The organism is Pseudoclavibacter sp. CFCC 14310, assembly GCF_008831165.1.
Lineage (GTDB): Bacteria > Actinomycetota > Actinomycetes > Actinomycetales > Microbacteriaceae > Pseudoclavibacter_A.
Genome location: NZ_WBKC01000004.1, coordinates 207,020 through 233,317 on the forward strand (window position 1 = coordinate 207,020; position 26,298 = coordinate 233,317).

The window sequence follows — 26,298 nt, forward strand, 5'->3', positions numbered from 1 at the left end:
TGACCACTGGACTCCGCAGCCGCCTGCCCGCAGAATGCGCGTGTGAACGCACTTTCCACGCCACAGCCCCCGGCCGCAGTCACTCCGCGCTCAGCGATCGAGATACGAACCGCCCGCCGCGACGAGTTGGAGGCGATCGGCCGACTGACCTTCGAAGGCTTCGGCCATGCCCTGCCCGGCGCGCGTCAGCCCGACGCGCAGCGCAGGCAGCTGCTGCTCGATGCGGCCGGCCGCGCCGCACAGGGCGACCTGCTGGTCGCCGACCGGAGACCGCACGGCGAGGTGCCCACATCGTCGACACCCGTGCGCGAGCAGCCCGCTCTGATCGGCACGGCGAGCCTGCTGCGCCCGGGCGCACGTCTGACGAGACAGGCGCGCACCGGCGAAGCGGAACTGCGCCTTCTGGCGGTTCTGCCACAGGCCCGCGGCACCGGCGCAGGATGGTCGCTGATGTCTGAGGCTCTTCGTCGTGCACGAGCGTGGGGCGTGCGGACTCTCGTGCTCGACACCGGGCCGACGAACTTCACGTCGCAGCGCCTGTACCACCGTCTCGGCTTCGAACGGCGGCTCGAACGCGAGACCACGCCGGCCTCGAACGGATGGCCGCTGGCCGTTTTCGTCTACGACTTCGCCTCGACGGATCCGCTGCTCGTCAGACTCGCACGGCCGGAGGATTTCGGCGACGCGGCCGCGTTGTGGGCACAGTCGCCGACGGCAGACGATTCGGCTGCCGCGCACGCTCTCGCCCGCCTGGCCCACGAGCACGAGCTCTGGGTGGTCGAGCACCGCACCACCGGAAGGCTCGTCGGCGCGGTCCTGACGCATCGTCCCGTGCTGAGACAGAAGAAGACGGCATCCCCCGCACCGCTGCTGACCTCGCATCCCCGACCCGTCGTCGTCGCCGACGTTCCTGATCGGCTCTCGGTGTCGACACGGATAGAGGCACACCTCGAATGGCTTCGGCAGGTGCGCGACCTGCTGCCGTTCCGCGCCTGAACCGGTCTGGCCCCAGTCAGGACTCCACAGCGGTGCCGGACGCGGCTGCGTGCTGCTCAGGCGCTGTTCTCAGTCGGAACGCCGATCCGAGTGCCAGCGCCCAGGCCGCAGCCGTGCCGCCCACGCCCACGGCCACTCCCAAAGTCAGGCCGAATGCGTCATCCCTGCTGAGCAGCAGTCCCGTGGCAAGCGCCACGAAGAACGTCGCTGCCAGGCGCTGCACCAGCTGCAGGAACGAAGCGGCCACGCCATGCGCCCACTCGGGAGCGTGATCGAGCGTGACCGCCCGAAGCACCGGTTCGGTGATGCCCGACCCGATGCCCGACAGCACGCCGAAGGCGATCGTGGCCCAGATCAGTCTGGGCTCGGCGCTTCCAGGCCCTCCACCCCAGTCCCATGTCGCGACCAGCAGCAGCACGGCGGCGAACAGCTCGAGCCCCATCGACGCCGGCACGGCACGAGCCCCCAGTCTGCTGTAGGCACGAGAGCCGAAGTTCGCACTCCACAGGCGGGCCAGCGCCCCAGGCACAAACAGCAGAGCGACACCGATCGGGCTCAGCGAGGTCGTCGACAGCAGGTACAGCGTCAGCACGGTCGACTTGGCCAGAATCGCCCCGAACCAGAGCATCGCCACCACGCTGCCCCTGACATAGCCGGAAGAGCGCATCAGTTCGGGCACGAACAGCGGCAGACGCGAGGTCGCCGCATAGTGTCGCTCCCACAGCACCAGCGTCACGACCAGAACCGGCACGATCAGCAGCAGCCAGAGAGAATGTCGGCTCAGCACGGGATCGATCACCGGCAGCGTCAGAACGACCACGAGGGCTCCGAGCAGTCCGACCGCCGGCAGGTCGAGGCTGACCAGCCGAGGCGAGGGGTGCGAGCCAGTTGGCGCGGCCCGCGCATGCGACGACGTCGTCTCCGGCCGATAGAGGCAGGCGAGCACCAGCGTGGCCGCGACGAACGGCATGTTCAGCGCGAGAATGCCCCGCCATGACCACTCCGGCGGCAGCAGCTGCAGGGCGGCCGCTGAGAGCAGCGGCCCGGCGAACGCAGACGCAGCCGAAGCCATGCCGTAGGCCGACAGCGCACGGATGCGCGCCATCCCTCGAAACTCGTCTTGGATGATGCCGAGCACCTGCGCGCTGATGGTCCCCCCGCCGATCCCCTGCATCGCACGACCGGCCACACTCCACCAGACGCTGCCTGCGGCCACCGCGATCACGCCGCCGATCAGAAAGCACAGGAGGCCCAGGACGAGCGGAATCTTGCGGCCGCAGCGATCTCCGATGCGCCCTGCCGGAACGAGGCCCAGCCCGAACGTCAGAGAATACGCAGCGAGAAACCACTGAATCTGCTGCGTGCTCGCGCCCAGAGACGCCTGCACGCTGGGCACCGCGTAGTTGACCGACGACGAGTCGATGAGCGTGCCGAAGCCGGCGCCCAGACAGCAGCCCAAGACGACGAACTCGTGTCGGCCCCGTTCGCCTGTTCTCGTGCTCGCCCGATCGCCCTCTCGCACCACGTCAGCGGGTCGTCTGGCGGCGCTCTGCCCCTGCGGCGGCACCCGTCGGGGCATGTCCTGCCGTGACGCCCGTCGTCTGACCGACTCCGCCGGCGAACGCAGCCCGAGATGCCCACGGATCGTCAGCTCCCCACAGTGTGGTCGGAAACTCGTCGCGCACCACGGGAACGACCTCATGGGCGAAGCGTTCGAGAATGTCGAGCTGATGTTCGAACGGCACCGTGGTCGGCAGCGAGACCGACTGCAGGTCGTGCTGGAAGCCATCATGGAATCGACCGATCTTGTCGATGATCTGCTGCGGAGAGCCGACCAGCGCAGGGCCCTCAGCGATCGCGTGATCGATGTCTCGGAACGGCGTGTTGTTGCCAGGCACATTGGTCGCTCTGACCAGAGCCTCGTACACGGGCCCATAGAGTTCCCTCGCCTGCTGCGTGGTATCTGCGATGAAGAGCGCGCCGGCACCGGCGCCGACATAGGCGAGTCTGGGGTCATGCCCGTGCCGAGCGTACTCGTCACGGTAGTGCCTGACCAGCACGGTGTAGTTCTTCAGCGGCTGAATGGCGTTGGCACTGATCAGCGGGTCGCCCCAGCGAGCGGCCAATGCGGCCGAGGTGAGCGTCGTCGCCGACCCGTGCCAGACGCGAGGTGTGCCGGCGAACGGTCGCGGCAGCGTCGTGGTGGGATGCGTCAGCGGCCGGGTGAGTGCTGACCCGGGCCACGTGACGTCTTCGTGCGACCAGAGCGTGCGCAGCAGCTCGTACTTCTCGGCGAGCAGATCCCACTGGTCGTCGATCTCGAGCCCGAAGAGCGGGTACTGCTGCACTTCGTTGCCCTTGCCGATCGTGATCTCGAGACGGCCGCGTGAGAGTTGGTCTACCGTGGCGTAGTCTTCGGCCACGCGAATCGGGTCGAGAATGCTGAGCACGGTGACTCCGGTGCTCAGACGGATGCGATTGGTCTCGGCTGCGATCGCGCCCAAGAGCACGGTCGGCGACGACGACAGGAAATGACCGGCATGACGCTCGCCCACGGCGAAGGCGTCCAGGCCGAGCTGCTCGGATCGTCGTGCCGTCAGCAGCGTCTGCTCCAGCCGATCGGCAAGGGCCACGAAACGCCCGGTGACCGGGTTGACGCGATGCGGCACGATGTCGAGAATCTGAAATCTCATCGAGGTCAGCCCCTCTCGAGCGGCGTCTTCTCGCCCGCCTCGATGCCCACTGGCAGACGGTTGCCTGCGGGAGGCAGTGGGCAGGTCGCATGGTCGGTGTAGGCGCAGGGCAGGTTGACCGCCCGATTGAAGTCGAGCGTCACACGACCGGATGCATCCGGCGCATCGATGTGCAGACTCCGGTTGGCCGCATACGTCGTCAGCCCGCTGGTGGCGTCGGTGAAGAGCACGAGCAGACTGCCCGGGGTTCGGCCGTTGAACGCCGTGAGGGTGAACTCCTCGCCACGCAGCGAGAACTCGACGACTCCGGGAGCCTCGTAGACATGTTCGATCTCTGGAGACACCGACCCCACCGTGACAGGTTTCGGCTCGTCGAACGGCACGAATCTGCCGCTGGCTATCCACCGTGGGTTCGGCGGGTAGACCGGGGTGCCCCGATACTGCACAAGCAGGTCGTTGCGCGGATCACGTGGGCGTACGATGGTGCGGCCCCCACGAGTCGCGACCTCGATCTCGATGTCTCCGAACGTCAGCGTCAGGCCTGATCGTTCGGCGATTGGCCCGAGTCGGTACACGATCGTTCCCTGCGGCGTGATCTCTCGCTGGTGACCGCTCGGCACCTGCAGAGCGGCCGGCGAAGTCGTCTCCGACGTCGCGCTCTGCAGCAGGTCGTCGCCTTCGGCATCGATCTCGATGACCGTGCCGAGCGCAGTGGAGGCCCAGCGACCGGGCACTCCAGGAATGCGCTGTGGCTGCTCGTCGAGCCAGACGATCGTGGTCACAGCGAGAAAACCGTGGTCGTCTGATCGTCGGCTCTCCTGGCCGCGGTGCCAGGCCTCCCAGTCTGCGATGTACTGCGCTCGGTCAAGCGCAGGCGACTGCCTCTTCGTGATGGTCATGCGTGCAGCGTATGCTGCTCGTGCTCGGTGAACCCGCTCAGGCGCAACACGAGGTCATCTCTCGTCACATTGCGCCTGATCGCGGCCCACGAATGGCCGATCAGTCTTCCGGGTGCTCGACGAGGTCGATCACCCTCTCGTACTCCTCTTTCGCCTTCTCGAGCTTCTTTTCGGCCTCTGACACGGCGCGCCTCTTCAGACGGGTGGCCTCTGCCTTGAGCTTCGCGGCCGCCGCGTTGGCAGATTTGCTCTGTTCTTTCAGCTCGTCGGCATGGGCGCGTGCGACGCGGAACTCTTCGAGAACAACTTCATAAGTGCGGTCTGGATTCGCGGGTCTGCGTGCCATCTTCGGGTCTCTCATTCGTCGGGGGATACTGGTGAGTTTTCGGACACTGAACATCTTACGAGATCGTCTTCCCCCGCATCGCCATTCATTCGTCTCCGGGGCAGGGGCCGATCATGATCTGATGTGCACAGAGTCCGCCGGGTTCTTCTCGAAGGCTGAACGTCTGGTGCACCGGGCGATGCACTCGTTGAACCCCGTATGAGGACAGACTGTTGCACCCAAGGACCGCAGCATGTCAGCCGACCGGCAGGTCATGATAGGCCCTGCGCATGTGATCGAACCGCTCTCATCGCGACGCCGCTCGGGCAGATCGTGCAGTACGCTGTCTGATATGTCAGAGACCTCGCTGTCGCCCCGTTCCCTTGCCGACGATGCGACTCTTCGCGACGCCACACCCGCCGATGTTCTCGGCATTCTTGACCGCATCCGCGACCTTGCAGCGTATGAGAAAGAGCCGAACGCCGTTCGGACCACCGCAGAGCAGCTGCACGCCGCATTGTTCGAAGCCGACGCTCCGGCTCGTGCACAGGTGATCGAGAAGCACGGAGACGTAATCGGCATCGCGATCTGGTTCCGATCGTTCTCGACATGGACCGGCCTGACCGGAATCTGGCTCGAGGATTTGTTCGTCGTGCCCGAAGAACGCGGGCGGGGATACGGACTCGCCCTGCTGGTCCATCTCGCGCAGCTCGCCCAGCAGCGAGGATACGCCAGAGTGGAGTGGACTGTGCTCGACTGGAACGAACCGTCGATTCAGTTCTACCGTTCGCTCGGGGCGGTTCCGATGGATGAATGGACCACCCAGCGACTCGACGCGGCTGCGATATCTCGAGTCGCAGCGTTGTCGACGATCCCGTCGGCATAGTCACGGGGGCGTTCGCGTTCGATGAATGCGTCCTCCTGCGCACTCCATCGCGCCCAATGCGGCGCATACAGTTCACCGTCACGTCGCAGTGCCCGGATGCGTCGCTCGCTGGTCGGCGCCTCGACCCAGAACGCGACGTCTGCGAGACGACGTGATGCGCACGTGAGCGAGCCGACGCCCTCGACGATGAGCCGGACGTCAGCAGGCACCACATGGATCGGCCCGGGGCGGTTCGTCGCCCAGTCCCATTGTCTCCAGCGGCCTGGTCGACCTTGGGCACGGGGCTCGAGCAGGTCGGCGCGCACATGATCGCTGGCCCAGCGAAGGCCGTCCCACCCCGGATAGACGTCGTCGAGGTGCACGACCGAGCACACAGAGACCGGTGCGGCGCCCGCAGCGGAAGCATTCACGTCTGAGGCCACCCATGCAGCTCTCAGGGCGGCAGCGAACGAGGTCTTGCCACTGCCTGATCGACCGTCGACGAGCACCGTACGCATGCCGTGACGCACCAGACTGCGGGCCAGTCGCGAACACTCGTCGGGCATCCTGCTGCACTCCTCAGGCGAAGGGATTCTCGGCACCAGTCTACGAGGGACACCGAGCGGCCCGGAGACCGGTCACCGCGGCATCGCTGCCGTCAACGACAGACGGCCGTCGGCGCAGCTGCTGCTGCTGACCGACGGCCGTCTGCACCGTGCGAGCGCTTCGCTCAGTTCGCCTTGTAGGCGTTCACGAGCAGGTCGAGACGTGAGTCTGCCCCGAGCGAGACGCCATGCACGCTCTTCGTGGTGCCGAGCACCGTCGTGAGCTCGTGCACAGGAACGAAATGATACTGCTCGATCAGCGCCTTCTGCAGCGACTTGATCTCAGCACTGCGCTGCGCCTGATCGCCGATGCTGACCTGGTCGAGCAGTCGCTGGTTGAGCTCAGCGTCGTCGACCGGCCAGTTGCTCGTGCCTGCGCTGCTGAAGTCGGTGCGCAGCACATCGCCGTCGACGCGGGAGAGGTTGCGCCAGGCCACCTCGTAGTCTCCTGACTTGATCGTCTCCTGGAACTCGGGCACGGTGCCGCTGATCTGCACCGAATCGATGCCGACGGCCTTCAGCTGCTGCTGCAGCAAGGCGATGCTGTCAGCGTTCGGGCCGAAGTTGTTGATGTACGAGATGCGGAATTTGAGCTTCTGCCCGTCTTTCTCACGGATCCCGTCGGAGCCCTCGGTCCAGCCGGCCTGTTCCAGCACCTGTTTGGCCTTCTCGGGGTCGTGTGCCGGGATCACCGACGAGGCGTCTTCGTGATCCTGTGTGGTCTGAGACAGCACGCTGTCAGCGACAGCGAAGTGGTCGTTCAGCGCTCCGTCGCGAATCTCCTGGGCGTCGACCGCGTAGCCGACGGCCTCTCGAACGCTCTCGTCGGCAATGACCGGCTGGTGTTCGTTGAAGTAGACGCCGAAGACCGTGCCCGGGTTCGCACGTTCGACCGTGTTGTTCGAGGCGGCAACGGTGTCGATGTCGTTGGGTGCGATGCCGCCGGCCACATCGAGCTGACCGCTCGTCAGGCCGCCGGTGCGGTTGCCGCTCTCCGGCACGACAGAGAACTCGACCGCGTCGAGATGAGCGCCAGTGGTGTTGCCACGCGATGCGGGTGCCCACGTGTAGCCGTCGCGTTTGGCGAGCGTCGTCGACTGATCTTTCGTGTACGACTTGAGGACGAACGGCCCTGAGCCGGCGATGTTCGTGCCGGCCGAGCGATCGGCGAAGGGAACCGTCAGCGACTTGTCTGAGACGATGCCCAGTGTCACGGTGGCTGCATTTGAGAGGAAGGAAGCGTTTGGCTTGGCGAACTTGACGACCGCCGTATGCTCATCCGTCACATCGGTTCCGGTGTAGCTCGCCAGATAGCTCGCCGCAGATGACGCGGCCCCGGCTGCTTTCGCGTCGTCGAGGTTCGCCTTGATCGTCGTGGCGGTGAGCCGACTTCCGTCTGAGAAGGTGACGTCGTCTCTCAAGTTGAAAGTGAACTCCGTTGCGTTGTCGTTCACCGAGTATGACTTCGCCAGCCAAGGCTCGATCTCTTGGCTATCCGGATTCTGATAGACCAAAGAGTCATACACCTGTCGCGTCACGTACCAGGTGTCGTTGCCGTTGCCGACTCCGGTCGGGTTGAAGCTGATCGGATCGTTGCCGATCGCGAATTTCAGGGTGCCCCCGTCGACCGGCCCGGCGTCGTTCGATGCGGTTCCTCCCCCGCTGGCGCACCCGGTCAGCGCAAGGGACAGCGCCAGCCCCGCCGCGGCCGCGGCGATGAGGGCTCTCTGAGTTCGTTTTCGTGACATCTTGTCTCCTGTTTTCTTCCTGTGCGGTGGCGAAGGTCATCTGTGCTTCTGCAGAACGGCGCTCGAGGCCGATCCGGGCGCCCACGTCTCTGGGCGTCTGGTTCAGCTCACGGTCGCGCGAAAGGATCGGCCCGGTATCGCGTCGAGAAGCTCTCTGGTATACGGATGCTGCGGCTGGTCGAAGATGCGCTCGGTCTCTCCGCTCTCGCGAATGCGCCCTGACCTGATCACCGCAACCTCGTGAGCGATGTCTCGCACCACGGCGAGGTCATGCGAGATGAACAGATAGCTCAGTCGATGCTCCTGCTGCAGATCGATGAGCAGATCCAGGATCTGCGCCTGAACGGTGACGTCAAGTGCCGATACCGGCTCATCGAGCACGATGAGCGCCGGTTCGATGGACAGAGCCCGTGCGATGGCGATTCGCTGCCGCTGTCCCCCGCTCAGCTCACTCGGCGAGCGGTCCAGCACTGTGCTCGGCAGCGCCACCTGATCGATCAGCTCTGCGGCTCTCACTCGACGAGAGGCGCGACTGCCGATGCCGAACGAGGCGAGCGGCTCGCTGACGATGTGCGAGATGCTCATGCGAGGGTTCAGGGCGGCGTACGGGTTCTGCTGCACAACCTGGATACGACGGCGAAGCTGACGCAGCCGTTCTCCCCGCCACTGAGCGATGTCCGTGCCATCGACGATGACCTCTCCTGAGGTCGGCGTCTCGAGCCGAAGTGCGATACGCCCTGTGGTGGTCTTGCCCGAACCGCTTTCGCCGACCAGACCTGTGGTCTGCCCGCGAACGACGCTGAGGCTGAGATCGTCCACGGCCCGGAAGGCCCCGGCGCCGTTCGGCAGCTCGTACTCCTTCACGATGTGCCTCAACTCGAGTGCCGACGCATTCTGGGGCTGCTGCGCGCTGTCGTGCGTCTCGGAGGTCGCGTCCGCATCCGCACGGCTGCGCACCCGCGTCGCTCGGCGCACCGCGTGCAGACTCGGAGCGTCGGCGATCAGCTGACGCGTGTACGGATGCTGCGGATCATGCAGCACCTGCTCGGGCGAACCGTCTTCGACCAGTTCGCCACGGCGCAGCACGAGAATGCGGTCGGTGCGATCGGCGGCGACGCCGAGATCGTGAGTGATGAAGAGCTCGGCGAGATCGGCTTCGGCCACCTGGGCATCGAGGTGGTCCAGGATGCGCTTCTGCACGGTCACGTCCAAGGCGCTGGTCGGTTCGTCGGCAATGAGCAGGCGCGGCCCGGCGATCAGACCGATCGCTATCAGCACTCGTTGGCGAAGCCCGCCAGACAGTTCATGCGGATACTGTGAGGCTCGGAGCTCCGCATCGTCGATCCCGGCATGTCTGAGCGCGTCGAGCGCCGCCAGCCTCGCTCGGTCGCGGGGCTGCAGGTGATGCAGTCTCAGCACTTCTGCGACCTGCTCGCCGACACGCAAAACCGGGTTCAGCGAGACGGTCGGATCCTGCGGCACGAACCCGATGTCACGGCCGCGAATCGCATTGAGCACTCGGTCTTTCGCACCGAGCAGTTCCTGCCCGTCGAAGACGACGCTGCCGCCGTCGATCTGCAGGTTTCGCGGAGGCAGGCCGATGACGCATGAGGCGATGGTCGACTTGCCCGAGCCACTCTCGCCGACCAAGGCGACACGCTCTCCGGCGTGCACGTCGAACGAGACCCCGCGCACGGCCGCGACCGGGCCACGGCTCGTCTGGTAGCTGAGCCGAAGGTCTCTGACGCCCAGCAGCGGCTTCGCTGCAGCGTCGTGACGAAGCGCTGAGGATTCCTGTGTCATGAGGCTGTCCTGTCGTTCAGCGCATTGGCAATGCGGTTGGCCGAGAGCACCGTGGCGACGATCACGAGGCCTGGAAGCGTCGACAGCCAGCCCTGTGCCGCGAGAAAGTCGCGTCCCTGACTGACCAACGCACCCCATTCCGGGGCTGGTGGAGTCGCACCGTAGCCCAAGAAGCTGAGAGCGCTGATGGCCAGAATCGCCGATCCGAACTCGAGCACGCCCAGCACGACGACTGGTGCGATGGCGTTCGGCAGAACATGCAGCAGCAGAATCCGCCCCCAACGGGCTCCGCCGGCGCGGGCCGCCTCGATGTACGGTGACTGCTTGACCTTGAGCACCTCTGCCCGCATCACGCGCGAGACCGACGCGATGCTCGTGACGCCCACGGCGATGGCCACATTGACCGTTCCGAAGCCCAAGGCCACGATGACGGCAAGCGAGAGAAGCAGATTGGGAATCGCCAGCAGGACATCGGCGATGCGCATGATGACCGCGTCCGTCCGGTGCCCGACGAAGCCGGCCACAAGCCCCAACAGCGTGCCCACGATGAGTCCGAGAGCCAGTGCGATCAGCACGGCCTGCAGGGTGAGACCGGAGCCATGCACCACCCGGGTGAACAGGTCTCTGCCCAGCTGATCGGTGCCGAACCAATGTGTGAGACTCGGAGGCCTCAGCTTCTCAGAGACCTCGCCCGTCAGCGGGTCGCCCGGTGCGATCACCGCAGGTGCGACCGCCGAGACGAGCACCACGAGCAGCCAGGCCAGAGAGACGATCACCGTGGGGCTGGCCGCCCAAGAGGTGCGCAGGCGCTGCCAGACGCCGAATGCGGGCGTTGTCGCTGCATTCGCAGCAGAAGTCGTCACTGTCGATGTGCTCATGCGTGGGTCGCCTTCACCGCGAAGTCGGTCTCTGCGTCGCTGCTCACTTCGCCTGGTTGCAGCGAGACCGTGTCGGGGGATGCGGCGACCGCAGCTCCGGACGCTCCGGCTGGCGAAGCACTCTTCCTTCGACGCGCATTCGACCGCGCTCCGATCGACGCGCGCAGGCGAGGATCGATGAGGGGGTAGATCAGGTCGACGACGAGGTTGGTCAGGGTGTACAGCAGCGCTCCGATGAGCACCGCTCCCAACACCACCGGGATGTCCTGACTCGTCACAGCCGACGCGATGACGCGGCCGAGACCCGGCCGTGAGAAGACCGTCTCGGTGACGACGGTGCCGCTGAACAGCTGGCCGACGACCAACCCGGTGATCGTCAGAACCGGCAGCAGCGCATTGCGCGAGACATGGCGAAGAAGCACATAGCGATGACCCGCGCCCTTTGAACGTGCCGTGGTCGCAAACGGCTGACGCTGCACATTGATCAGCGACCGGGCGAAGACCTGCGCGACCATGGCGCCGGTCGGCAGCGCGAGCGTCGCAGCGGGCAGAATGAGCCCGGCCAGGCCTTCGGCGTTGAACGCGGGAAAGATCTGCCAGCGGAACGAGAAGAGCTGGATGAGCACCAGTCCGAACCAGAAGGCCGGAATCGAAACGCCCAGGCTCGGCAGCCCCAGCAGAATCTGCGAGAGCCAGGACGTGCGCGTTCCCGCTGCCCAGAGACCGAGGCCGAGGCCGAACACCAGGGCGAGCACAAATGCGAAGGCGGCAAGCTGCAGCGTCGGGCCGATCGCCGAGAGCAGAATCGCGACGACGTCTCTGCTCTGCTGCACCGAGAACCCGAGGTCTCCGGTCAACAGGCTGGTGAGATGATGCCAGTACTGCACGATGAGCGGCTGGTCGAACCCGTACTGCGCGGCGAGCTCGGCACGCTGCGCTTCGGTGACGTCGCCGGCATCAGTGCCGAGCAGCAGAGAGATCGGGTCGCTCGGCAGCGCATAGAGCAGAAGGAACGCCACAGTGTAGGCCACGAAGATCACCAGAAGCGCCTGGCCGAGACGACCGAGAATGAACCGCGGCATCAGTGTGCCTCCCAGCCGAGCAGCGGCAGCACGCGTTCGCGAATGTCGGTGAGAATCTGTCGGTACTCGGCGAGTTCGAAGCCGTATGGCAGCGACACTCGCAGCTGCGTCGACCCGTCGAAGACCGGGTCTGCGGCCAGTCGTTCGGCGATCTCTGCAGCCGAACCGTGCAGGTCGCGCGCGATCAGCGTGCGCCGGGCTCCATGGGCCACGTGTGTGCGCGCCTCGCGTGAGGAGGCGAACTCACGATAGTGCGCGCGCTGCTCGGCCGAAGCGGTGTCTGTCGGCAGCAGCACGCGTTCGACTGCCACCGAGCGCTCTCGACCGAACGTCGTTTCCGCCGCTGCGCGTCGGAAACGACGAACCCGAGCGAACTGCGACGTTCCGAAGTCTGCGTCACCCTCGGCATCGGTGAGGTTGCCGAGAAAGAGGTTGAGGCCGTGCTGGGCGGCCCAGTCGACTGAGCGGTTCGACCCGCCGCCCAGCCAGACTGGGCGATTCGGCCCGGGAATGTTCGGCTGCACGTGCGGTCGCTCCTCGATGCCATACGGCGTCTGCAGCCCCTGGTCGCTCAGGGTTCTGCCCTCAAGCGCCTCCAGGAATCGGGCGATGAGTTCGTACGCGTCGGTCTTCGGGTCTGCGTCAGGTCGGTTGAGGTCGGCGAGCAGGTCGGCGTGCGGCGCCGAAGAGCTCACGCCGATGTGCAGACGGCCCGCTGCCAGGGCCCAGACTGTCGCGAAGTCTTCGGCCAGCCGAAACGGAGTCTCGAACCCGAGCGGCACGACGTTCGACTCCAGTGTGATCTGACTCGTGCGCTCTGCAGCGGCGCCCAAGAAGGTCAGCGCCGATGAGATGCCCCGCTCCAAGTGGCGCTGGCGCACGCCGACGGTGTCGAATCCCAGCTGCTCGACGAAGGAGATGAGCTCGAGCACCTCTCTGAGCCCTGTGACTGGATCATCCGCGGGATATGACCCCGCAGTGATCACGCCCGCCACCGGTACGGTGCCGGTGCCGGCTGAGTGATCCCGCTGCTGATCTGCTGTCATCGTCGTTCCGTCGTTCGTCTTTCTGTGCGCTCTGAGTTGTCGAATGCCTCGTCATGTTATGCAGGCGCCCCGAGTCGACGTTCACCGAGTCGCAACACTGCGACACAGTAGACGTCATGGTGCAGCCCGGATCGAGCCGCAAACGACGCAGACACCAGCGAGCGGAGGCTCAGCCGAGTGCGACCGCAGCAGCCTCGGGCACACGGTTCAGACCGCCGTCAGCCGCCGAAGCGCCCACTGCGAGCGTCGAGGCAGCGCGGTCGATGCGCTGGAGCAGCTGCGTCGACACCGCCTGATAGTCGACGAAGTCGTCACCGGTGGCATAGACGCCGATGGGCGAGACATTGGCGTTGAAGTAGGTGAAGAGCGGTCGCAGCTCGTAGTCCACGGTCAGCGAATGCCGCTGGCTGCCGCCGGTCGCGCCGAGAATTACCGGTTTGGCGGTGAGGGCGTAGGGGTCGACCAAGTCGAAGAGGTGCTTGAACAGCCCCGAGTAGCTGCCTTTGAACACCGGCGACACAGCGACCAGCAGATCGGCATGCTCGATGCGCCGCACGGCATCCTGCAGCACCTCGGTCGTGTGTCCCGTGATCAGAGACCGCCCGATCTCTCCGGTCAGCGCGGCGACCTCAATCGTCTGGACGTCACCGCCGTGATGCTCGACCAGCGAGGCTCCGATGGCCTCGCCCAACGCCGTGGTCTTCGACGGGGTGCTCAGCGTCCCCGAGACGATCACTGTATGAGGGCTGTTGGGCATGGAGAACACCCGACCTTTCTCGGATCTGACTGTCCGGTCTGTGGGGACGGCCTGGCCACTGCCCGGTCGAACGACAACCGAACCTGCGTGATCAGTACCCCTGCGAGCAGAATCTACCGGTGCTCGCGCCCGCCGATGCATCGTGTGTCAGAGTGTGACTCCGCTGCTCCCTGCCTCGTCGTCGAGAGACCACAGGTCGGATCGCCTCAGTCGAACAGCGGCGTGGACAGGTAGCGTTCGCCCGTGTCGGGCAGAATGACCACGACAGTGCGTCCGCGGAACCGCTCCTGGCCCGCCAGCTGCGCCGCGGCCCAGAGCGCCGCTCCTGACGAGGTGCCCACCAGAATGCCTTCATGAGCACCGAGTTCACGGGCGGCCGCATAGGCGTCGTCGACCGCGACCTCGATCGATTCGTCGACGAGGTCGCGGTCGAGCGTCCACGGCAGCGTCTCTTCGTCTTCGCCCGAAATGCGATGCACGCCATCGATCCGATGTGACGGGTGCGTGTGCTCAGGTGTGGGGACCGACTCCCAGGTGGGCTCGACCAGCACCACATGCAGATCGGGGTTGTGCTCGCGCAGGAACGAAGCGGTGCCGCTGAGGGTGCCTCCAGTGCCTGCCGACGCGACCAGCGCATCCACCTGACCCGCCGTATCGCGCCAGATCTCAGGGCCGGTGGTGCGCCGATGAGCCGCAGGGTTCGCGGGATTCCTGCTCTGGATCAGCTGCACACCCCGCTCCGTCTCAGCAGCGATGCGGTCTGCTTCGTCACGGCGGGCGGGGCCGGTTGCGAACTCGTCCTCGTCGAGGATCACAACCTCGGCGCCGTATGCGCGCACCAGCCTCGCCCGTTCCGCACTGACCGCAGACCCCATGACGATCTTGACGCGGTATCCCTTCACCGCTCCGACGGCGGCGATGCCGATGCCGGTGTTCCCACTGGTGAGTTCGACGATGGTGTCTCCGGGGCTGAGATCGCCGCGCCGCTCGGCATCTTCGATCATCGAGAGCGCGATGCGGTCTTTTGCACTGCCTGCCGGGTTCGCGCGTTCGAGTTTTGCCAGCAGACGCCCGCCCAGACCGTGCAGCCCCCGATAACGAGAGAGCTCGACCAGCGGGGTGTCACCGATCAGCTCGAGGATGCTGCCTCGGATTCGATCGGCAGCATCGACCGCTGCGGGTCCCGGCCGCTCAGGCATACACTGCCGGAGCCTGCTCTCCGCGCTCGGGCACCGGAATCCCAAGGTTCGAGCGGAGTGTGGTGCCCGCATACTCCGTGCGCAGTGAGCCGCGTTCCTGCAGCAGCGGAACGACTTTGTCGACGAATTCGTCGAATCCGGACGGAATCACCGGCGGAGCGATGACGAACCCGTCGGCCGCCCCCTGCTGCACGAAGTCATCGAGTGCGTCGGCGATCTGCTCCGGCGTCCCCACGTAGTCGAGACGGCCGTGCAGCTGTTCGAACGTCTCTCGGAGTGTCGTGCCGTGTGCATCGGCATAGGCGCGCAGCTCGGCGATCTTTGCCGTTCTGTCCCAGTGATAGGTGCGGCCGTTGACGAATCTCGGCGCGTCAAGGGCAGGGTCGAGGTCTGGCAGCGGCCCGTCAGGGTCGTAGTTCGACAGATCTCGGTTCCAGATCTGTTCGGCGAGCACCTGCACCGTCTTCGGCGTGTAGACCTGATGCCGGACTTCGCGGGCACGTTCCTGCGCCTCGGCTTCGGTCTCTCCCAGGACAAAACCGACCGAGGGCACGATTTTCAGATCGCCGGGGTGACGTCCGAACTTCACGAGTCGCTGCTGAATGTCGGCATAGAAGCGCTTGGCCTCACCCGCCTCGTGGAACGGCGAGAAGATCACATCGGCGTTGGCGGCGGCGAAGTCGCGGCCGTCATTCGAAACGCCGGCCTGCACGATGACGGGCCGTCCCTGCGGGCTGCGCGGCACCGTGAATCGGCCCTCGACGTCGAACTGCTCACCGTGGTGCGCGAAGGCGCCGGCCTCGGCCGAGGCCAGGAACCGCCCCGTCTCTTTGTCAGCGACGATCGCATCTTCGGGCCAGGAGTCCCAGAGCTGCCTCACGGTCTGCAGAAACTCCTCGGCCCGCTCGTAGCGCTGTTCGCGAGGCAGGTAGCCGCCGCGTCGAAAGTTCGCACCGGTGAAGGCGTCGAACGAGGTGACGACGTTCCACCCGGCCCGGCCGTTCGAGACCTGATCGAGGCTCGCGAACTGACGCGCGAGTTCGTAGGGCTCGTTGAACGTCGAGTTCAGCGTGCCGATCAGACCGATGTGCTCGGTGACCGCGGCGAGCGCCGCCAGCACGGGAATGGTGTCTGGTCTGCCGACGATGTCGTGGTCGAACAGGGCGTCACCGTGCTGTCGCAGCGCGAGTCCCTCGGCGAGAAAGAAGTAGTCGAAGAAGCCGCGTTCGGCGGTCTGGGCGACGTGTTCGAAGGTCTCGAACTCGATCTGGCTGCCCGCACCGGGGGCTTCCCAGAGTGTGTGCTCGTTGACCCCGCCGACGTGTGCGGCGAGGATGATCTGCTTGCGTGGTGTGGAGTCTGACGGAGTGCTCATGATGTGCTGTTCCTCTCGAATGCTGCGGTGGAAGGGTGTGTGGCGTGAGTCGTGATCGCTGGGCAGCGCTCAGTACAGTGCCGTCTGCGGAGCAGGCGAGAGGTGCGACGGCTGGCCGGCATAGCGGCTGGGCACGTCGGTCGGCAGCCCCAGCAGAGAGCGCAGCGTCTCATGTTCCGGGTAGGCGTCACGGAACAGCCCGCGGCTGCGCAGCTCGGGCACGAGCACGTCGACGATCGCCGGCAGGTCGTCGGTCACGACTCCCGGTCGCAGACGCACACCGTCGTAGCCGGCCTGCGACAGCGCACTGATGAGGTCGGCCACCTCGGCTGCCGATCCCGTCACGATGCGCGCATCGCTGCGCAGAGCACGACCCTGTGCGTCCAGTCTCTGCAGACGAGCTGACCCCGTCTCTCCGACGGCAGAGGCCTCGTCGAGCAGGATCACGAGATCGGCATACACACGCAGCGGCTCGCCGCCGCGCTGCGTCTCACGCTCAGCCGCTCGCACCGAGGCGAGCACCTCTTCAGCGGTACCCGACCCGCCTGCGGCACCAGCCTCCGCATCGGGCGTGGTGAAGATCACGTCGGCCTGCTGCGCGGCGAACTCATACGGCACCTGCGCATGCGCGAGCGATGCGACCACCGGCTGCCCCTGCGGCGGGCGCGGCGTGATCGACGGCCCGCGGATGCTGAACGCCTCGCTCTCGAAGTCGATGGTGTGCAGCTTGTCTGCATCGATGAAACGGTCGGTCGTGACGTCTCGGATCTCGGCGTCGTCTTCCCAGGAGTCCCAGAGACGGCGCAACACCTCGACGAAGTCGGCCGCCTCGTCGAACGCCTGACGCACGGCGGTGTCAGCCTCGTCGCGAAGCTGATCGACGGTGTCGATGCGTTCGAGCGCGGCGATGAACTCCTCTTCGCGCCGGCCCACATGCGTGATCTCGTCGTGACGCAGCGAGAGCTTCGGCTGCACTCCTGCGCGCCCCCGGCTCGTGAAGTCGAGGGTCGCGATGGCCTTCGAGATGTGGAAGGGCTCGGTGAACGTGGTCGTCGCCGTCGGAATCAGACCGATGTGCTCGGTGACGGGTGCGAGCCGCGAAGCCAGCACGACCGCGTCGAGACGCCCCCGCACTTCGTCAGTTCGCTCGTCGGGGCGCAGCCGGTCAGACGACTGCAGAGCGAGCGAATCCTCGATCGTGACGAAGTCAAGAGCTCCCCGCTGGGCGATGCGCACCAGATCAAGCCAGTAGCCGGCGTCGAAGAGCTCGGTCGGCCGAGAGCTGGCCTCACGCCACGCCGCCGGGTGCCAGCCGGCGCCTTCGAGTGCGACGCCGATGTGGATGAGATGGGTTTCGGTCATGTCTGCGGCCTCCTGAATTCGTCACCGCGCTCGAGGCCGTGGGGTGGACCTCTCGACGACGGTGAGCTGCGCTCTGCTGCGTTCAGCGTAGGGTCACGACCGAGTCGTCTCACGTCGACCGGTAACGAAGGGTCAGAAGGCGTCACATTGTGTTATCTGCGGGCCCGGAACGGCATGTCACGACGACGCATGACCATGCGTGCAGCTGACTCGGCCGTGCCAGCGCCAGGGCGGCCGGCGGGTCAGCCCTGACGATCGACCAGGGGAAACACCTGCTCGGCGATGCGCTGCAGCTCGGGCAGAACGGGCGAGGCCTGAATGAGCAGGGTGTCGACTCCGGCCTCGTGAAAGGCCCGGATGCGATCGGCCACCTGCACGGGCGTGCCGATGAGATTCGGTCTCAGCCCCCGATTCGAGACGGAGTAGTCATGCAGACTCACCTGGGTGTCTAACTGCGATTTCGAGACGAAATCTCGGTAGGAGTCATACGCGGCGCCCGCCTGCACACGGGTGATCCGCTCCAGCTCGGCCTGCGCCTGCGCCTCGGTGTCTCGCACGATGACATAGGCCGCCATGCCGAAGTGCTGGAACGGCTGCCGGCCGACCTCGACGCGCCGCCGCTGCAGGTCTGCGATCTTCGCCTGCACCTCTTGGGGTGTGCCGCCGTGCACCAGATAGGCGTCAGCGAAGTTCGCAATGGCCTGCCGACCCGCCTCGCTCTCGCCTCCCGCGTAGATCACGGGCCGCTGCTCGGGCTTGGGCTCGAGAGAGGTGTTGTCGAAATCGAAGAAGCGGCCATGGTGCGTGAACGGGGTCTCCCGCCACAGCCCGGTCAGCACATCGACATACTCCTGAGTGACCGCGTATCGGTGGTCGTGGTCTTCGAAGTCAATGCCGTATTGACGGGCCTCTTCCTGCCACCAGGCCGACACCACGTTGAGGCTGAGCCGATTGCCGGCGATCGCCTGAATCGTCGCGATCTGTTTGGCGGTCAGAGCGACCGGATGAAAGCTCGGCCGGATCGCCGTGAGAATCTCCAGACGATCAGTCGACGCCGCCAGAGCCGCCGCGGTGGCCCAGGCGTCGAACGTCGGCCCGGAAGGCCCCTTGATGTCGTTCAGATACAGCTCTGGTATCAGGGTGAGGTCGTAGCCGATCGCCTCGGCTGTCTGCGCGATCTCTTTCAGATGTTCCCAGGTGAGCGGGGTCTGTTCGTCCTCGACGTTGCGCAGCCACCCACCGAAGACCGGCGTCCAAAAGCCGAACCTCATGCGTGCGCTCGTGACACATGTCGCTGAGTCACGGCCGCCGCCGTGAGGAACTCGACCAGGCGATCTGCAGCCGGCGTGTGAACGGTGAGCTCGACGGCGCTGTTGTAGTTCGTATTGGTGTTGATGTCATAGACGACCAGATCGCCGTCAGCGGTCTCGATGAACTCCACCCCGGCCACCTCGATCCCGTTGTCGTCGAGAAAGCGAGTCAGCTGTTCGATCAGCGGATGCGACGCTGTGATCTCGGGGCGCACCGTGAAGGCGCCTGGTGCCGCAGGCACGTCGCAGGCCGCACCCGCCAGAGCAGGCAGTTCCTCGGCCGTGCTCTGAGACGGAATCTCACATGCATCAGCGGGGCACAGCTCGAACGATCCCGCAGAGGTGTCGACCCGCACCGCGTAGTGAAAGCGCCCGCCGATGAACTCGGCTCGCGTGATGAACGGCTCGGCCGAGCGTACGTATTCCTGCAGCAGCGTGATGCCGTCCACCGGTTCTTCGTACTCTTCGCTCGCGATGTAGGAGGCGAACTCTGCGTGACTGTCGAAACGCCGCACGCCGAGCCCTTTGCCGCCTTGATTGTGCTTCGTGATGAACGGCGTCTGCAGCTGCGCAGCACGAGCGCTCAGGTCACCGCGGTCGAAGACGGCGACCGTCTGCGGAACGCGGAACCCGGCCCGGGCCAGCGCAAGGTACTGTCGCACCTTGCTGACTTCGAATTCGAGCACCGACGAGCCATTGATCACCCGTCGCCCGTACGACTCGAGCCACGCGAGCACTGCGCGACCGTACTCCTTTGCGTGCTCGTGCCCACGACTGTGCGATGAGGCGCTGAGCCTCGACCAGAACACGCCTTCAGGCGGCTCGCGGTCAAGATCGATCGACCCGTCGGTCAGCAGCCATTCGCGGAAGGGCTGACCCGCCCGTGCGAAGGCCGCAGCGAACGGCGGGATCCACTCTGGGTTCTCATGGATGACGAAGATCTCTGGTGCTGTGCTGACGCCCGCGCCCCGCTCGGCCGAGGTCTCAATACCTTCCGGCGAATTCGTGTCATTGAGCAATGTCATGCTGGGTTCTCCTTCACAGATGAACGGGGGCTTGGTCAGACGTGCCAGTGAGCTGTCTCGCGCGCAGTTCGCAGATCGGCGACGAGGTCGGCGGCGGCGCGACCGGCCGCCAGAAGCTCGTGCGCGGCCTCGGCCGTCGTCCGCGCGTTCGCGTCATAGCGCTGCCGTTAGAAAGCCGACAGCGCAGTCTCTGCGGGCCGTCGTGCTCGCTTCCGGCCAGAGCCGACGGATGCAGGCCTCTGGTTCGAGCGGAGGGCGAGCATGCTCACCCGTTCGGCCGCAAGACCGCTGAGTCATGACTCTTCTCTCTGTTGCACGGCTCATTCGCACACGTCTGAGCACTGTTGGGTGAAGTCGAATCTAGCAACTCGGCTTCACCCCTCGCTCCGTATTACCGATCGTGACGGCCGTGGTCGGCTTCGTCGATCGACGAGAGGGCCTGCGACAGGTCGGCGATGATGTCTTCGACGGTCTCGAGCCCGACGCTCAGTCTGATGAGCCCGGGGGTGATGCCGGCCTCCACGCGCTGCTGTTCGGTCAGATTCCGGTGAATCGTCGAGCCGGTGTGAATCGCGAGCGTGCGCAGATCTCCGATGTGCGTCATTCGCGAGACCAGCCGCAGCGCGTCGTAGAACCGTGCTGCGGCATCCACCCCGCCGGCCAGATCGAACGAGACCACGGCACCAGCGCCAAGCGGCAGCAGTCTCTTGGCACGTTCGTGCCACCGGTTCGACGGAAGCCCGGGGTAGTCCACACTCGACACTGCCGGATGCGTCTCGAGATACTCGGCGATGCGCTGGGCATTCGCAACCTCTCGTTCGATGCGCAGCGACAGCGTCTCGATTCCGAGCAGGAGCAACGAGGCGTTGTGCGGCGAGAAGGACTGCCCGTAGTTGCCCACCACGCCGAAGCGCAGATAGGCGGCGAAGGCGGAGGTGCCGTACGCCTCGACGTAGGACGGTCGGTCTGGCCGAATTCGAGCGGTCAGGTGTCTGAACGCGTCGGCATGCGCATTCCAGTCGAACGTGCCGCCGTCGATCACGGCGCCTCCGATGATGTTCGCATGCCCGCTCAGCCACTTCGACGTGGAGTGCACGACGACGTCTGCGCCGTGTTCGATCGGACGAGACAGGTACGGAGTCGCAACGGTGTTGTCCACGATCAGCGGCACACCGTGCGCATGAGCGATCTCGGCGATCCGCGGCAGATCGACGATGTCGTTCTTCGGGTTCGGGATCGTCTCGGTGTAGACCGCGCGAGTGCCGTTGGTGAAGGCCTGCTCCCAGACGTCGTCACTCGCCTCCGCGTCGACGAAGCGCACGGTGATGCCCTGTCGTGAGAGTGCGTCTCGAAAGAGCACCTTCGTGCCCTCGTACAGGCTCGACGTGGCGATGAACTCGAACCCCGAAGAGACCAGTGCCAGCAGCGTGCCGCTGATCGCAGCCTGTCCGCTGGCCAGAACCACCGCATCCGTGCCGCCCTCGAGGTCGGCCAGACGCCGTTCGACGACGTGATTCGTGGGGTTGCCGGTGCGTCCGTAGAAGTCTCGTGGGTCGACGTGCTCGAAGTGACGTCTGGCGTCGTCAAAGTCGGCGAACGCATACCCGGCGGTCTCATAGATCGGAGTCACTCGCGCGCGGTAGTCGCTGTCGAGCTCCTCCCCGGCATGAATCTGCCGTGTCTCGAAACCGAACTTCTCTTGCGCCATGACCAATCCTCTCGTCGCCGAATGCGACTGCTGCGTGCGTAGAGTCTCGCAACGGCAGCGACACGGCAAGCACGGGCTTCATGCACCGTCATGTGTGCACCCGCCTGCTGACGACGCAGCGTCTTGAGAAACCGGCCGGCGTCACAGTCGGACATGCAGGTCGGTCTCGCGAATCGGCCGCCTACGCTGAGACCTGCCAAGACGCAGCATGCGCCCAGGGCTCGATCAGAGCGCCATCGGGTGCTCTGCCCCATCGACTAAGGATGTCCGCCGTGCCCCTCGAGCGCCCTCACCGCTTTGCCTCCCCGCTCACCGCCCAGAAGAGCTGGAGCCCGCAGGCCGGCAGTCGAGTTGACAACGCGATTCGGCGGTTCGCACCGGAGTTCGCCCAGATCAAGTCGACTGCCGCGGCACGCGAGACCGAGGGAGAACAGCCTGACGCGGCCATCGCCGGCCTGGTCGAGCAGGGCTTCGGTCGCCTGAGCGTTCCGCGGGAGTTCGGTGGCGACGGCCTGCTGCCCTCTGAGGTGCTCGCCGTGCTGGTCGCTCTCGCGCGCGCCGACTCGAATATCGCCCATGCGTTCCGCCCTCACGTCAACGCGATCGAAAGCGCGTTCCTGAGCCAGGACGCAAACACCAACTGGATCTACGCGCAGGCGGCACAGGGGCGAATCTTCGGCTCTGGATCGAACGAACGGCATGGCGCCGTCTCACGGGTCAGCAGCACCATCACTCGTTCGCCGTCGGGCGATCGCGTGCTCAACGGAACCAAGTACTTCACCACCGGGTCGCTGTTCGCTGACTGGACGAGCGCAAGCGGCGTCACCGAAGACGGCACCGTCGAAGTCTTCTTCGTACCGACCGATGCTCCCGGCGTCACCGTTCATCCGGACTGGGGCGGATTCGGCCAGCGCGGCAGCGGCAGCGGGTCAATCACCTTCGCTGGGGTGCGACTCGACGAAGCGACCACACGCAGGGTGGAACAACAAGCCACCGGCGTTCAAGAGGTCATCTTCGCATTCTGGCAGCTGGTTCTGCTCGCCGTCGAGGTCGGCATCGCTCAGTCGGCCGTCGACGACGCCGTCGCGTATGTGCGTGCGCGTGACCACAACTTCAGCCACGGTCTGTCGGCAAGTCCGGCTGAGGATCCAGTGATTCAGAGCGTCATCGGAGAGGCCTCGAGTCTGGCCTTCTCAGCCGAAAGCGCCTTTGCACACGTCACCCGTCTCTACGACCAGGTGCACGGCATCCCCACTGACTCCCCCGAGTACCCTGCCGCGCTGACCCGACTGAGCCTCTCGGTCTTTCAGGCGCAGGCGGTGATCGTCGACGCGACGCTCGCAGTGACCACCAAGATCTTCGACGTCGGCGGCGCCACCGAAATCGAACGGCGCTCTGCCCTCGATCGGCACTGGCGAAACGCCCGTACCGTGGCACAGCACAATCCCCACCGATTCCGCGTGCGTGAAGTCGGCAGCACACTGCTCACCGACTCGGAGCCAGACTACGGCTGGGGCCGCCCCGGCCAGTGAGACGCCGTCACTGATGCACTCTGCGCCAGGCCAGCGTCGCCAGAGCTCGTGCCGCGTCATCGATCACGCTGTCGTCGAAGACCGCGCGAGCCGAGTGGTTCGAAGCGGGTTCCGGCACATCGGCTGCGGCGGCACCGAGCATGAAGAACACGCCGGGCACTCGCTGCAGCACATACGAGAAGTCCTCTGAGCTCATCAGCGGCTCGTCGAGCGTCGACACTCGATCCCCCCCGAAGGCCTCGCCCAGCCAATGAGCGACGTTGGCGGTCTCGGCAGAGTCGTTGACGGTCGCAGGATAGTGCGAGGTGACCTTCACCCGACTGGAGAGTTCCGCCGGTGTGGTGACGTCGTCGACGATCTGACGTGTGAGCTGCTCGACCACGCCTGCCGATTCTGCCGAGAGAGTTCGCAGCGAGGCGCCGAACCCGGCGGTGTCCGGAATGACGTTGCGCACAGAGGAGCCGCACAGTTGCGTTGGGGAGAGCACGATCGGTTCCAGCTCTCCACTGCCGAGGCGCACACCCTGCGAGATCCGTCTGCCCGCCCGAGTTGCATCGTCATCGGCCTCTGCGGCGGCCACCGCGGCCCGTACACGAGTGACGATCTCGCACAGCGGACCGACCGGGTCGAGGGCGTTCCACGGCGCTGCGCTGTGCCCTCCTCGCCCGACGATGTCGACGAGCAGTGAGTTCGACCCGGCCATGATGGCTCCTTCACGCAGCAGAAAGCGTCCGCGCGGCAGATCTGTCCACACATGCAGGCCGTAGGCGGCGACCGGCAGCTGCCCGCTCGCCTCCAGCACGCCCTCGTCCAGCATCCGCTCGGCACCGCCCGGCCCTTCTTCACCGGGCTGGAACATGAAGACCACGCTGCCGTGCAGCCTCTCTCGGTGCGCAGCCAGCCGGCGGGCCGCGCCGATCAGGGCGGCCATGTGCAGATCGTGCCCGCACGCATGCATGGCCCCGTTCTGCGAGGCGAACGGCAGCCCTGTGCTCTCGCGAATCGGCAGCGCGTCCATATCTGAGCGCAGCAGCACCGTCGGCCCGGGGTGGGCCCCATGCAGAACGGCGACCACCGAGCTCAGCGACTGCCCGCACGTCACGCTGACCGGAAGGCCCGACAGCTCGGCCAACAGCACCGTCTGAGTCTGAGGCAGGTGCAGACCGACCTCGGGAACGCGATGAAGCGTACGTCGCAGCTGCTGCAGCTCACCTGTCAAGACGGCCACCGCTCACCGCCGGAGCACGCGCTGCGCGAGCCAGTTGCCGAGCAGCTGGCCGATCTGCACGATGACCACGATGACTGCGACAGTCACCCAGGTCGCCTGCTGGTTGAACTGCTGGTAGCCGTAGAGAATGGCGAAGTTGCCGAGACCGCCGCCGCCGATGTACCCGGCCATCGCCGACATGTCGACCACTGCGATGAACATGAACGTATAGCCCAGAATCAGCGGGGCCAGAGCCTCGGGAATCACGATGCCGAACAGAATTCGCGTCCGTGGTGCGCCGAGTGCCCGGGCCGCCTCGACCAGCCCCGGGTCGACCGCGACGAGGTTCTGCTCGACCACTCGGCCGATCACGACCGCCGCCATGATGACCATGGGCACGATCGCAGCCTCGGTGCCCAGTGTCGTGCCGACCACCAGCTTCGTGAGCGGACCGACCGCGGTGAGAAAGATGATGAACGGAATCGGTCTGACGATGTTGATGATGAAGTTCAGCACGGTGAAGATCACCCGGTTCTCGAACAGGTTTCCCGGACGAGTGGCATACAGCACCGCACCGATGATCAGACCGGCCACGCCGCTGATGACCAGGGTCACCACCACCATGTAGATCGTCTCCTGCAGAGACTGCAGCAGCACCGGCCAGAGAGTCTCCCACTTGCCGCCCATGATCAGTTCCCCTTCTCGACGCGCGCCGGATTGTTCAGCCCGCTGTTCGTGATGACTGAGAGTTCCTCAGGCACCAGCACCCGAGCCTTCGTCGTCTGCTGCAACTCGTCTGCGATCGCCTCAGCCGTGGCCTGATCGGTCAGCAGCCGGTAGGTCAGCGTGCCCAGCGGGCGCCCGGCGACATCAGTGATTCCGCCGAACACCACTGAGCGCTCGATGCCGTGGCCGCGGAAGACGCTCGCGACCTCTTCGCCGGTGACCTCGGCGTTGATGTCCACGCTCAGCAGCTGCCCTCCCCCCGCTGCAAGCTGTGTGAGTGTGCGCCCCTGGGGGGCACCCTGCACGACAGACGACACCAGACGCTCGGTCAGTTCGCTGGACGGGTTCGCGAAGACCTCGTACGCTTCGCCGCTGTCGACGACCCGACCATTCTCCATCACGACCACTTGGTCGCAGAGTTCATGCACGATCGAGATCTGGTGGGTGATGATGATGATCGTGGTGCCCAGCTCTTGGTTGATCTGCCGCAGCAGCTCGAGAACCTCGACCGTGGTCTGCGGGTCGAGTGCGCTGGTCGCTTCGTCGGCCAACAGGATCTCCGGGCTGGTCGCCAGCGCTCGAGCGATTCCCACGCGCTGCTTCTGGCCGCCGGAGAGTCTCCGCGGGTATTCGCCGGCCTTGTCCGAGATGCCGACGAACTTCAGCAGTTCGTCGACACGTTCGGCGATCTTCGCCTTGTTCCAGCCGCTCAGCTTCAACGCATACTCGACGTTGCCCCGAACGGTGCGCGACGTGAAGAGGTTGAACTGCTGAAAGATCATGCCGACGCGCTCACGCAGTGCACGCAGCTCGCTCTCGCTGGCTGTGCCGACATCCGTGCCCAGCACACGGATGCTTCCGCCCGTGTTCTTCTCCAGCCCGTTGATCAGTCTGACGAGCGTCGATTTTCCCGCACCCGAGTAGCCGATCACGCCCACAATCGATCCGGCCTCGACTTTCAGCGAGACTTCGTCGACGGCTTTCACCTGCTGGCCCTTCTTGGGCCCAGGGAACACCTTGGAGACGTTGTCGAACTCAACAACTGTTGTCATGTTCTACACACCATTTCTGCACCGGCGACACCGGAGTGCTGATCGAAAGGCGTTGCGGTGTCGCCAGAGATCTGACTGGCGACACCGCAACGCCCCTGAGTCATC

General features: G+C 65.6%; 23 protein-coding genes. 3 read left to right on the forward strand and 20 right to left on the reverse strand.

The window, feature by feature from the left end; all coding sequences use genetic code 11:
• Positions 1–42 precede the first annotated feature (42 nt).
• On the forward strand, positions 43–996 hold the full coding sequence (locus tag F8O06_RS10530; protein ID WP_225733478.1) for a GNAT family N-acetyltransferase: 954 nt from the start codon (positions 43–45) through the stop codon (positions 994–996).
• Between the two features lie 16 nt (positions 997–1,012).
• Here F8O06_RS10530 and F8O06_RS10535 read toward each other — a convergent pair whose 3' ends face one another.
• The 4 genes from F8O06_RS10535 to F8O06_RS10550 all read right to left on the reverse strand — a co-directional run bounded on the left by F8O06_RS10535 (position 1,013) and on the right by F8O06_RS10550 (position 4,934).
• Complete coding sequence (locus F8O06_RS10535) at positions 1,013–2,575, reverse strand: MFS transporter (RefSeq protein ID WP_158038520.1); 1,563 nt, start codon at positions 2,573–2,575, stop codon at positions 1,013–1,015.
• On the reverse strand, positions 2,523–3,689 hold the full coding sequence (locus F8O06_RS10540) for an LLM class flavin-dependent oxidoreductase (protein WP_158038521.1): 1,167 nt from the start codon (positions 3,687–3,689) through the stop codon (positions 2,523–2,525). Before F8O06_RS10540 ends, F8O06_RS10535 begins: the two co-directional genes overlap by 53 nt.
• 5 nt (positions 3,690–3,694) lie before the next feature.
• Positions 3,695–4,588, reverse strand: a complete 894-nt coding sequence (locus F8O06_RS10545) for a DUF1684 domain-containing protein (RefSeq protein WP_158038522.1) — start codon at positions 4,586–4,588, stop codon at positions 3,695–3,697.
• 100 nt (positions 4,589–4,688) lie between these two features.
• Positions 4,689–4,934, reverse strand: coding sequence for a hypothetical protein (locus tag F8O06_RS10550; RefSeq protein WP_158038523.1), 246 nt, complete (start codon positions 4,932–4,934; stop codon positions 4,689–4,691).
• Between the two features lie 331 nt (positions 4,935–5,265).
• On the opposite strand from F8O06_RS10550, the gene F8O06_RS10555 reads away from it, so the two are divergent.
• Complete coding sequence (locus F8O06_RS10555; protein WP_158038524.1) at positions 5,266–5,799, forward strand: GNAT family N-acetyltransferase; 534 nt, start codon at positions 5,266–5,268, stop codon at positions 5,797–5,799.
• Here F8O06_RS10555 and F8O06_RS10560 read toward each other — a convergent pair.
• The 13 genes from F8O06_RS10560 to F8O06_RS10620 form a co-directional block, all read right to left on the reverse strand.
• On the reverse strand, positions 5,694–6,344 hold the full coding sequence (locus tag F8O06_RS10560; protein ID WP_158038525.1) for a hypothetical protein: 651 nt from the start codon (positions 6,342–6,344) through the stop codon (positions 5,694–5,696). The genes F8O06_RS10555 and F8O06_RS10560 overlap by 106 nt on opposite strands.
• A 164-nt stretch (positions 6,345–6,508) precedes the next feature.
• Positions 6,509–8,131, reverse strand: coding sequence for an ABC transporter substrate-binding protein (locus tag F8O06_RS10565; RefSeq protein WP_158038526.1), 1,623 nt, complete (start codon positions 8,129–8,131; stop codon positions 6,509–6,511).
• A 102-nt stretch (positions 8,132–8,233) separates the two neighbouring features.
• Entirely contained in the window at positions 8,234–9,934 is a 1,701-nt protein-coding gene (locus F8O06_RS10570; RefSeq protein ID WP_158038527.1) for a dipeptide ABC transporter ATP-binding protein, read from the reverse strand.
• Positions 9,931–10,812 (reverse strand): ABC transporter permease, encoded by an 882-nt coding sequence (locus F8O06_RS10575; protein ID WP_158038528.1) that lies wholly within the window; start codon positions 10,810–10,812, stop codon positions 9,931–9,933. The genes F8O06_RS10570 and F8O06_RS10575 overlap by 4 nt, the downstream gene beginning before the upstream one ends.
• A complete protein-coding gene (locus tag F8O06_RS10580) occupies positions 10,809–11,894 on the reverse strand; it encodes an ABC transporter permease (RefSeq protein ID WP_158038529.1) in 1,086 nt (361 codons plus the stop codon). Before F8O06_RS10580 ends, F8O06_RS10575 begins: the two co-directional genes overlap by 4 nt.
• A complete protein-coding gene (locus F8O06_RS10585; RefSeq protein ID WP_158038530.1) occupies positions 11,894–12,940 on the reverse strand; it encodes an LLM class flavin-dependent oxidoreductase in 1,047 nt (348 codons plus the stop codon). The genes F8O06_RS10580 and F8O06_RS10585 overlap by 1 nt, the downstream gene beginning before the upstream one ends.
• A gap of 169 nt (positions 12,941–13,109) precedes the next feature.
• The gene (locus tag F8O06_RS10590; RefSeq protein WP_192496924.1) at positions 13,110–13,697 is read right to left on the reverse strand and encodes a CE1759 family FMN reductase; all 588 of its coding nucleotides are present in this window, start codon (positions 13,695–13,697) and stop codon (positions 13,110–13,112) included.
• Positions 13,698–13,903: 206 nt separating this feature from the next.
• Positions 13,904–14,896 (reverse strand): PLP-dependent cysteine synthase family protein, encoded by a 993-nt coding sequence (locus tag F8O06_RS10595; RefSeq protein ID WP_158038532.1) that lies wholly within the window; start codon positions 14,894–14,896, stop codon positions 13,904–13,906.
• The gene (locus tag F8O06_RS10600; RefSeq protein ID WP_158038533.1) at positions 14,889–16,271 is read right to left on the reverse strand and encodes an NtaA/DmoA family FMN-dependent monooxygenase; all 1,383 of its coding nucleotides are present in this window, start codon (positions 16,269–16,271) and stop codon (positions 14,889–14,891) included. The genes F8O06_RS10595 and F8O06_RS10600 overlap by 8 nt, the downstream gene beginning before the upstream one ends.
• A gap of 69 nt (positions 16,272–16,340) precedes the next feature.
• Positions 16,341–17,633: an LLM class flavin-dependent oxidoreductase gene (locus F8O06_RS10605; protein ID WP_158038534.1), complete on the reverse strand. Its 1,293-nt coding sequence runs from the start codon at positions 17,631–17,633 to the stop codon at positions 16,341–16,343.
• Positions 17,634–17,875: 242 nt separating this feature from the next.
• Positions 17,876–18,904, reverse strand: coding sequence for an LLM class flavin-dependent oxidoreductase (locus tag F8O06_RS10610; protein ID WP_158038535.1), 1,029 nt, complete (start codon positions 18,902–18,904; stop codon positions 17,876–17,878).
• Positions 18,901–19,968 carry an ATP-grasp domain-containing protein gene (locus F8O06_RS10615; RefSeq protein ID WP_225733479.1) on the reverse strand — a complete coding sequence of 356 codons (1,068 nt, stop codon included), beginning with the start codon at positions 19,966–19,968 and terminating at the stop codon, positions 18,901–18,903. The genes F8O06_RS10610 and F8O06_RS10615 overlap by 4 nt, the downstream gene beginning before the upstream one ends.
• Before the next feature lie 391 nt (positions 19,969–20,359).
• Positions 20,360–21,676: an O-acetylhomoserine aminocarboxypropyltransferase/cysteine synthase family protein gene (locus F8O06_RS10620; RefSeq protein WP_158038536.1), complete on the reverse strand. Its 1,317-nt coding sequence runs from the start codon at positions 21,674–21,676 to the stop codon at positions 20,360–20,362.
• Between the two features lie 272 nt (positions 21,677–21,948).
• Between F8O06_RS10620 and F8O06_RS10625 the strand changes: the two genes are divergently transcribed.
• Positions 21,949–23,208, forward strand: coding sequence for an acyl-CoA dehydrogenase family protein (locus F8O06_RS10625; RefSeq protein WP_192496925.1), 1,260 nt, complete (start codon positions 21,949–21,951; stop codon positions 23,206–23,208).
• Positions 23,209–23,215: 7 nt separating this feature from the next.
• On the opposite strand, the gene F8O06_RS10630 is transcribed toward F8O06_RS10625, so the two are convergent.
• From F8O06_RS10630 to F8O06_RS10640, 3 genes are read right to left on the reverse strand one after another with little or no spacing between them, the layout of a single operon-like run.
• Positions 23,216–24,436 (reverse strand): M20 metallopeptidase family protein, encoded by a 1,221-nt coding sequence (locus F8O06_RS10630; RefSeq protein ID WP_158038538.1) that lies wholly within the window; start codon positions 24,434–24,436, stop codon positions 23,216–23,218.
• A 3-nt stretch (positions 24,437–24,439) separates the two neighbouring features.
• The gene (locus F8O06_RS10635) at positions 24,440–25,102 is read right to left on the reverse strand and encodes a methionine ABC transporter permease (protein WP_158038539.1); all 663 of its coding nucleotides are present in this window, start codon (positions 25,100–25,102) and stop codon (positions 24,440–24,442) included.
• Between the two features lie 2 nt (positions 25,103–25,104).
• The gene (locus F8O06_RS10640; protein ID WP_158038540.1) at positions 25,105–26,193 is read right to left on the reverse strand and encodes a methionine ABC transporter ATP-binding protein; all 1,089 of its coding nucleotides are present in this window, start codon (positions 26,191–26,193) and stop codon (positions 25,105–25,107) included.
• Positions 26,194–26,298 lie beyond the last annotated feature (105 nt).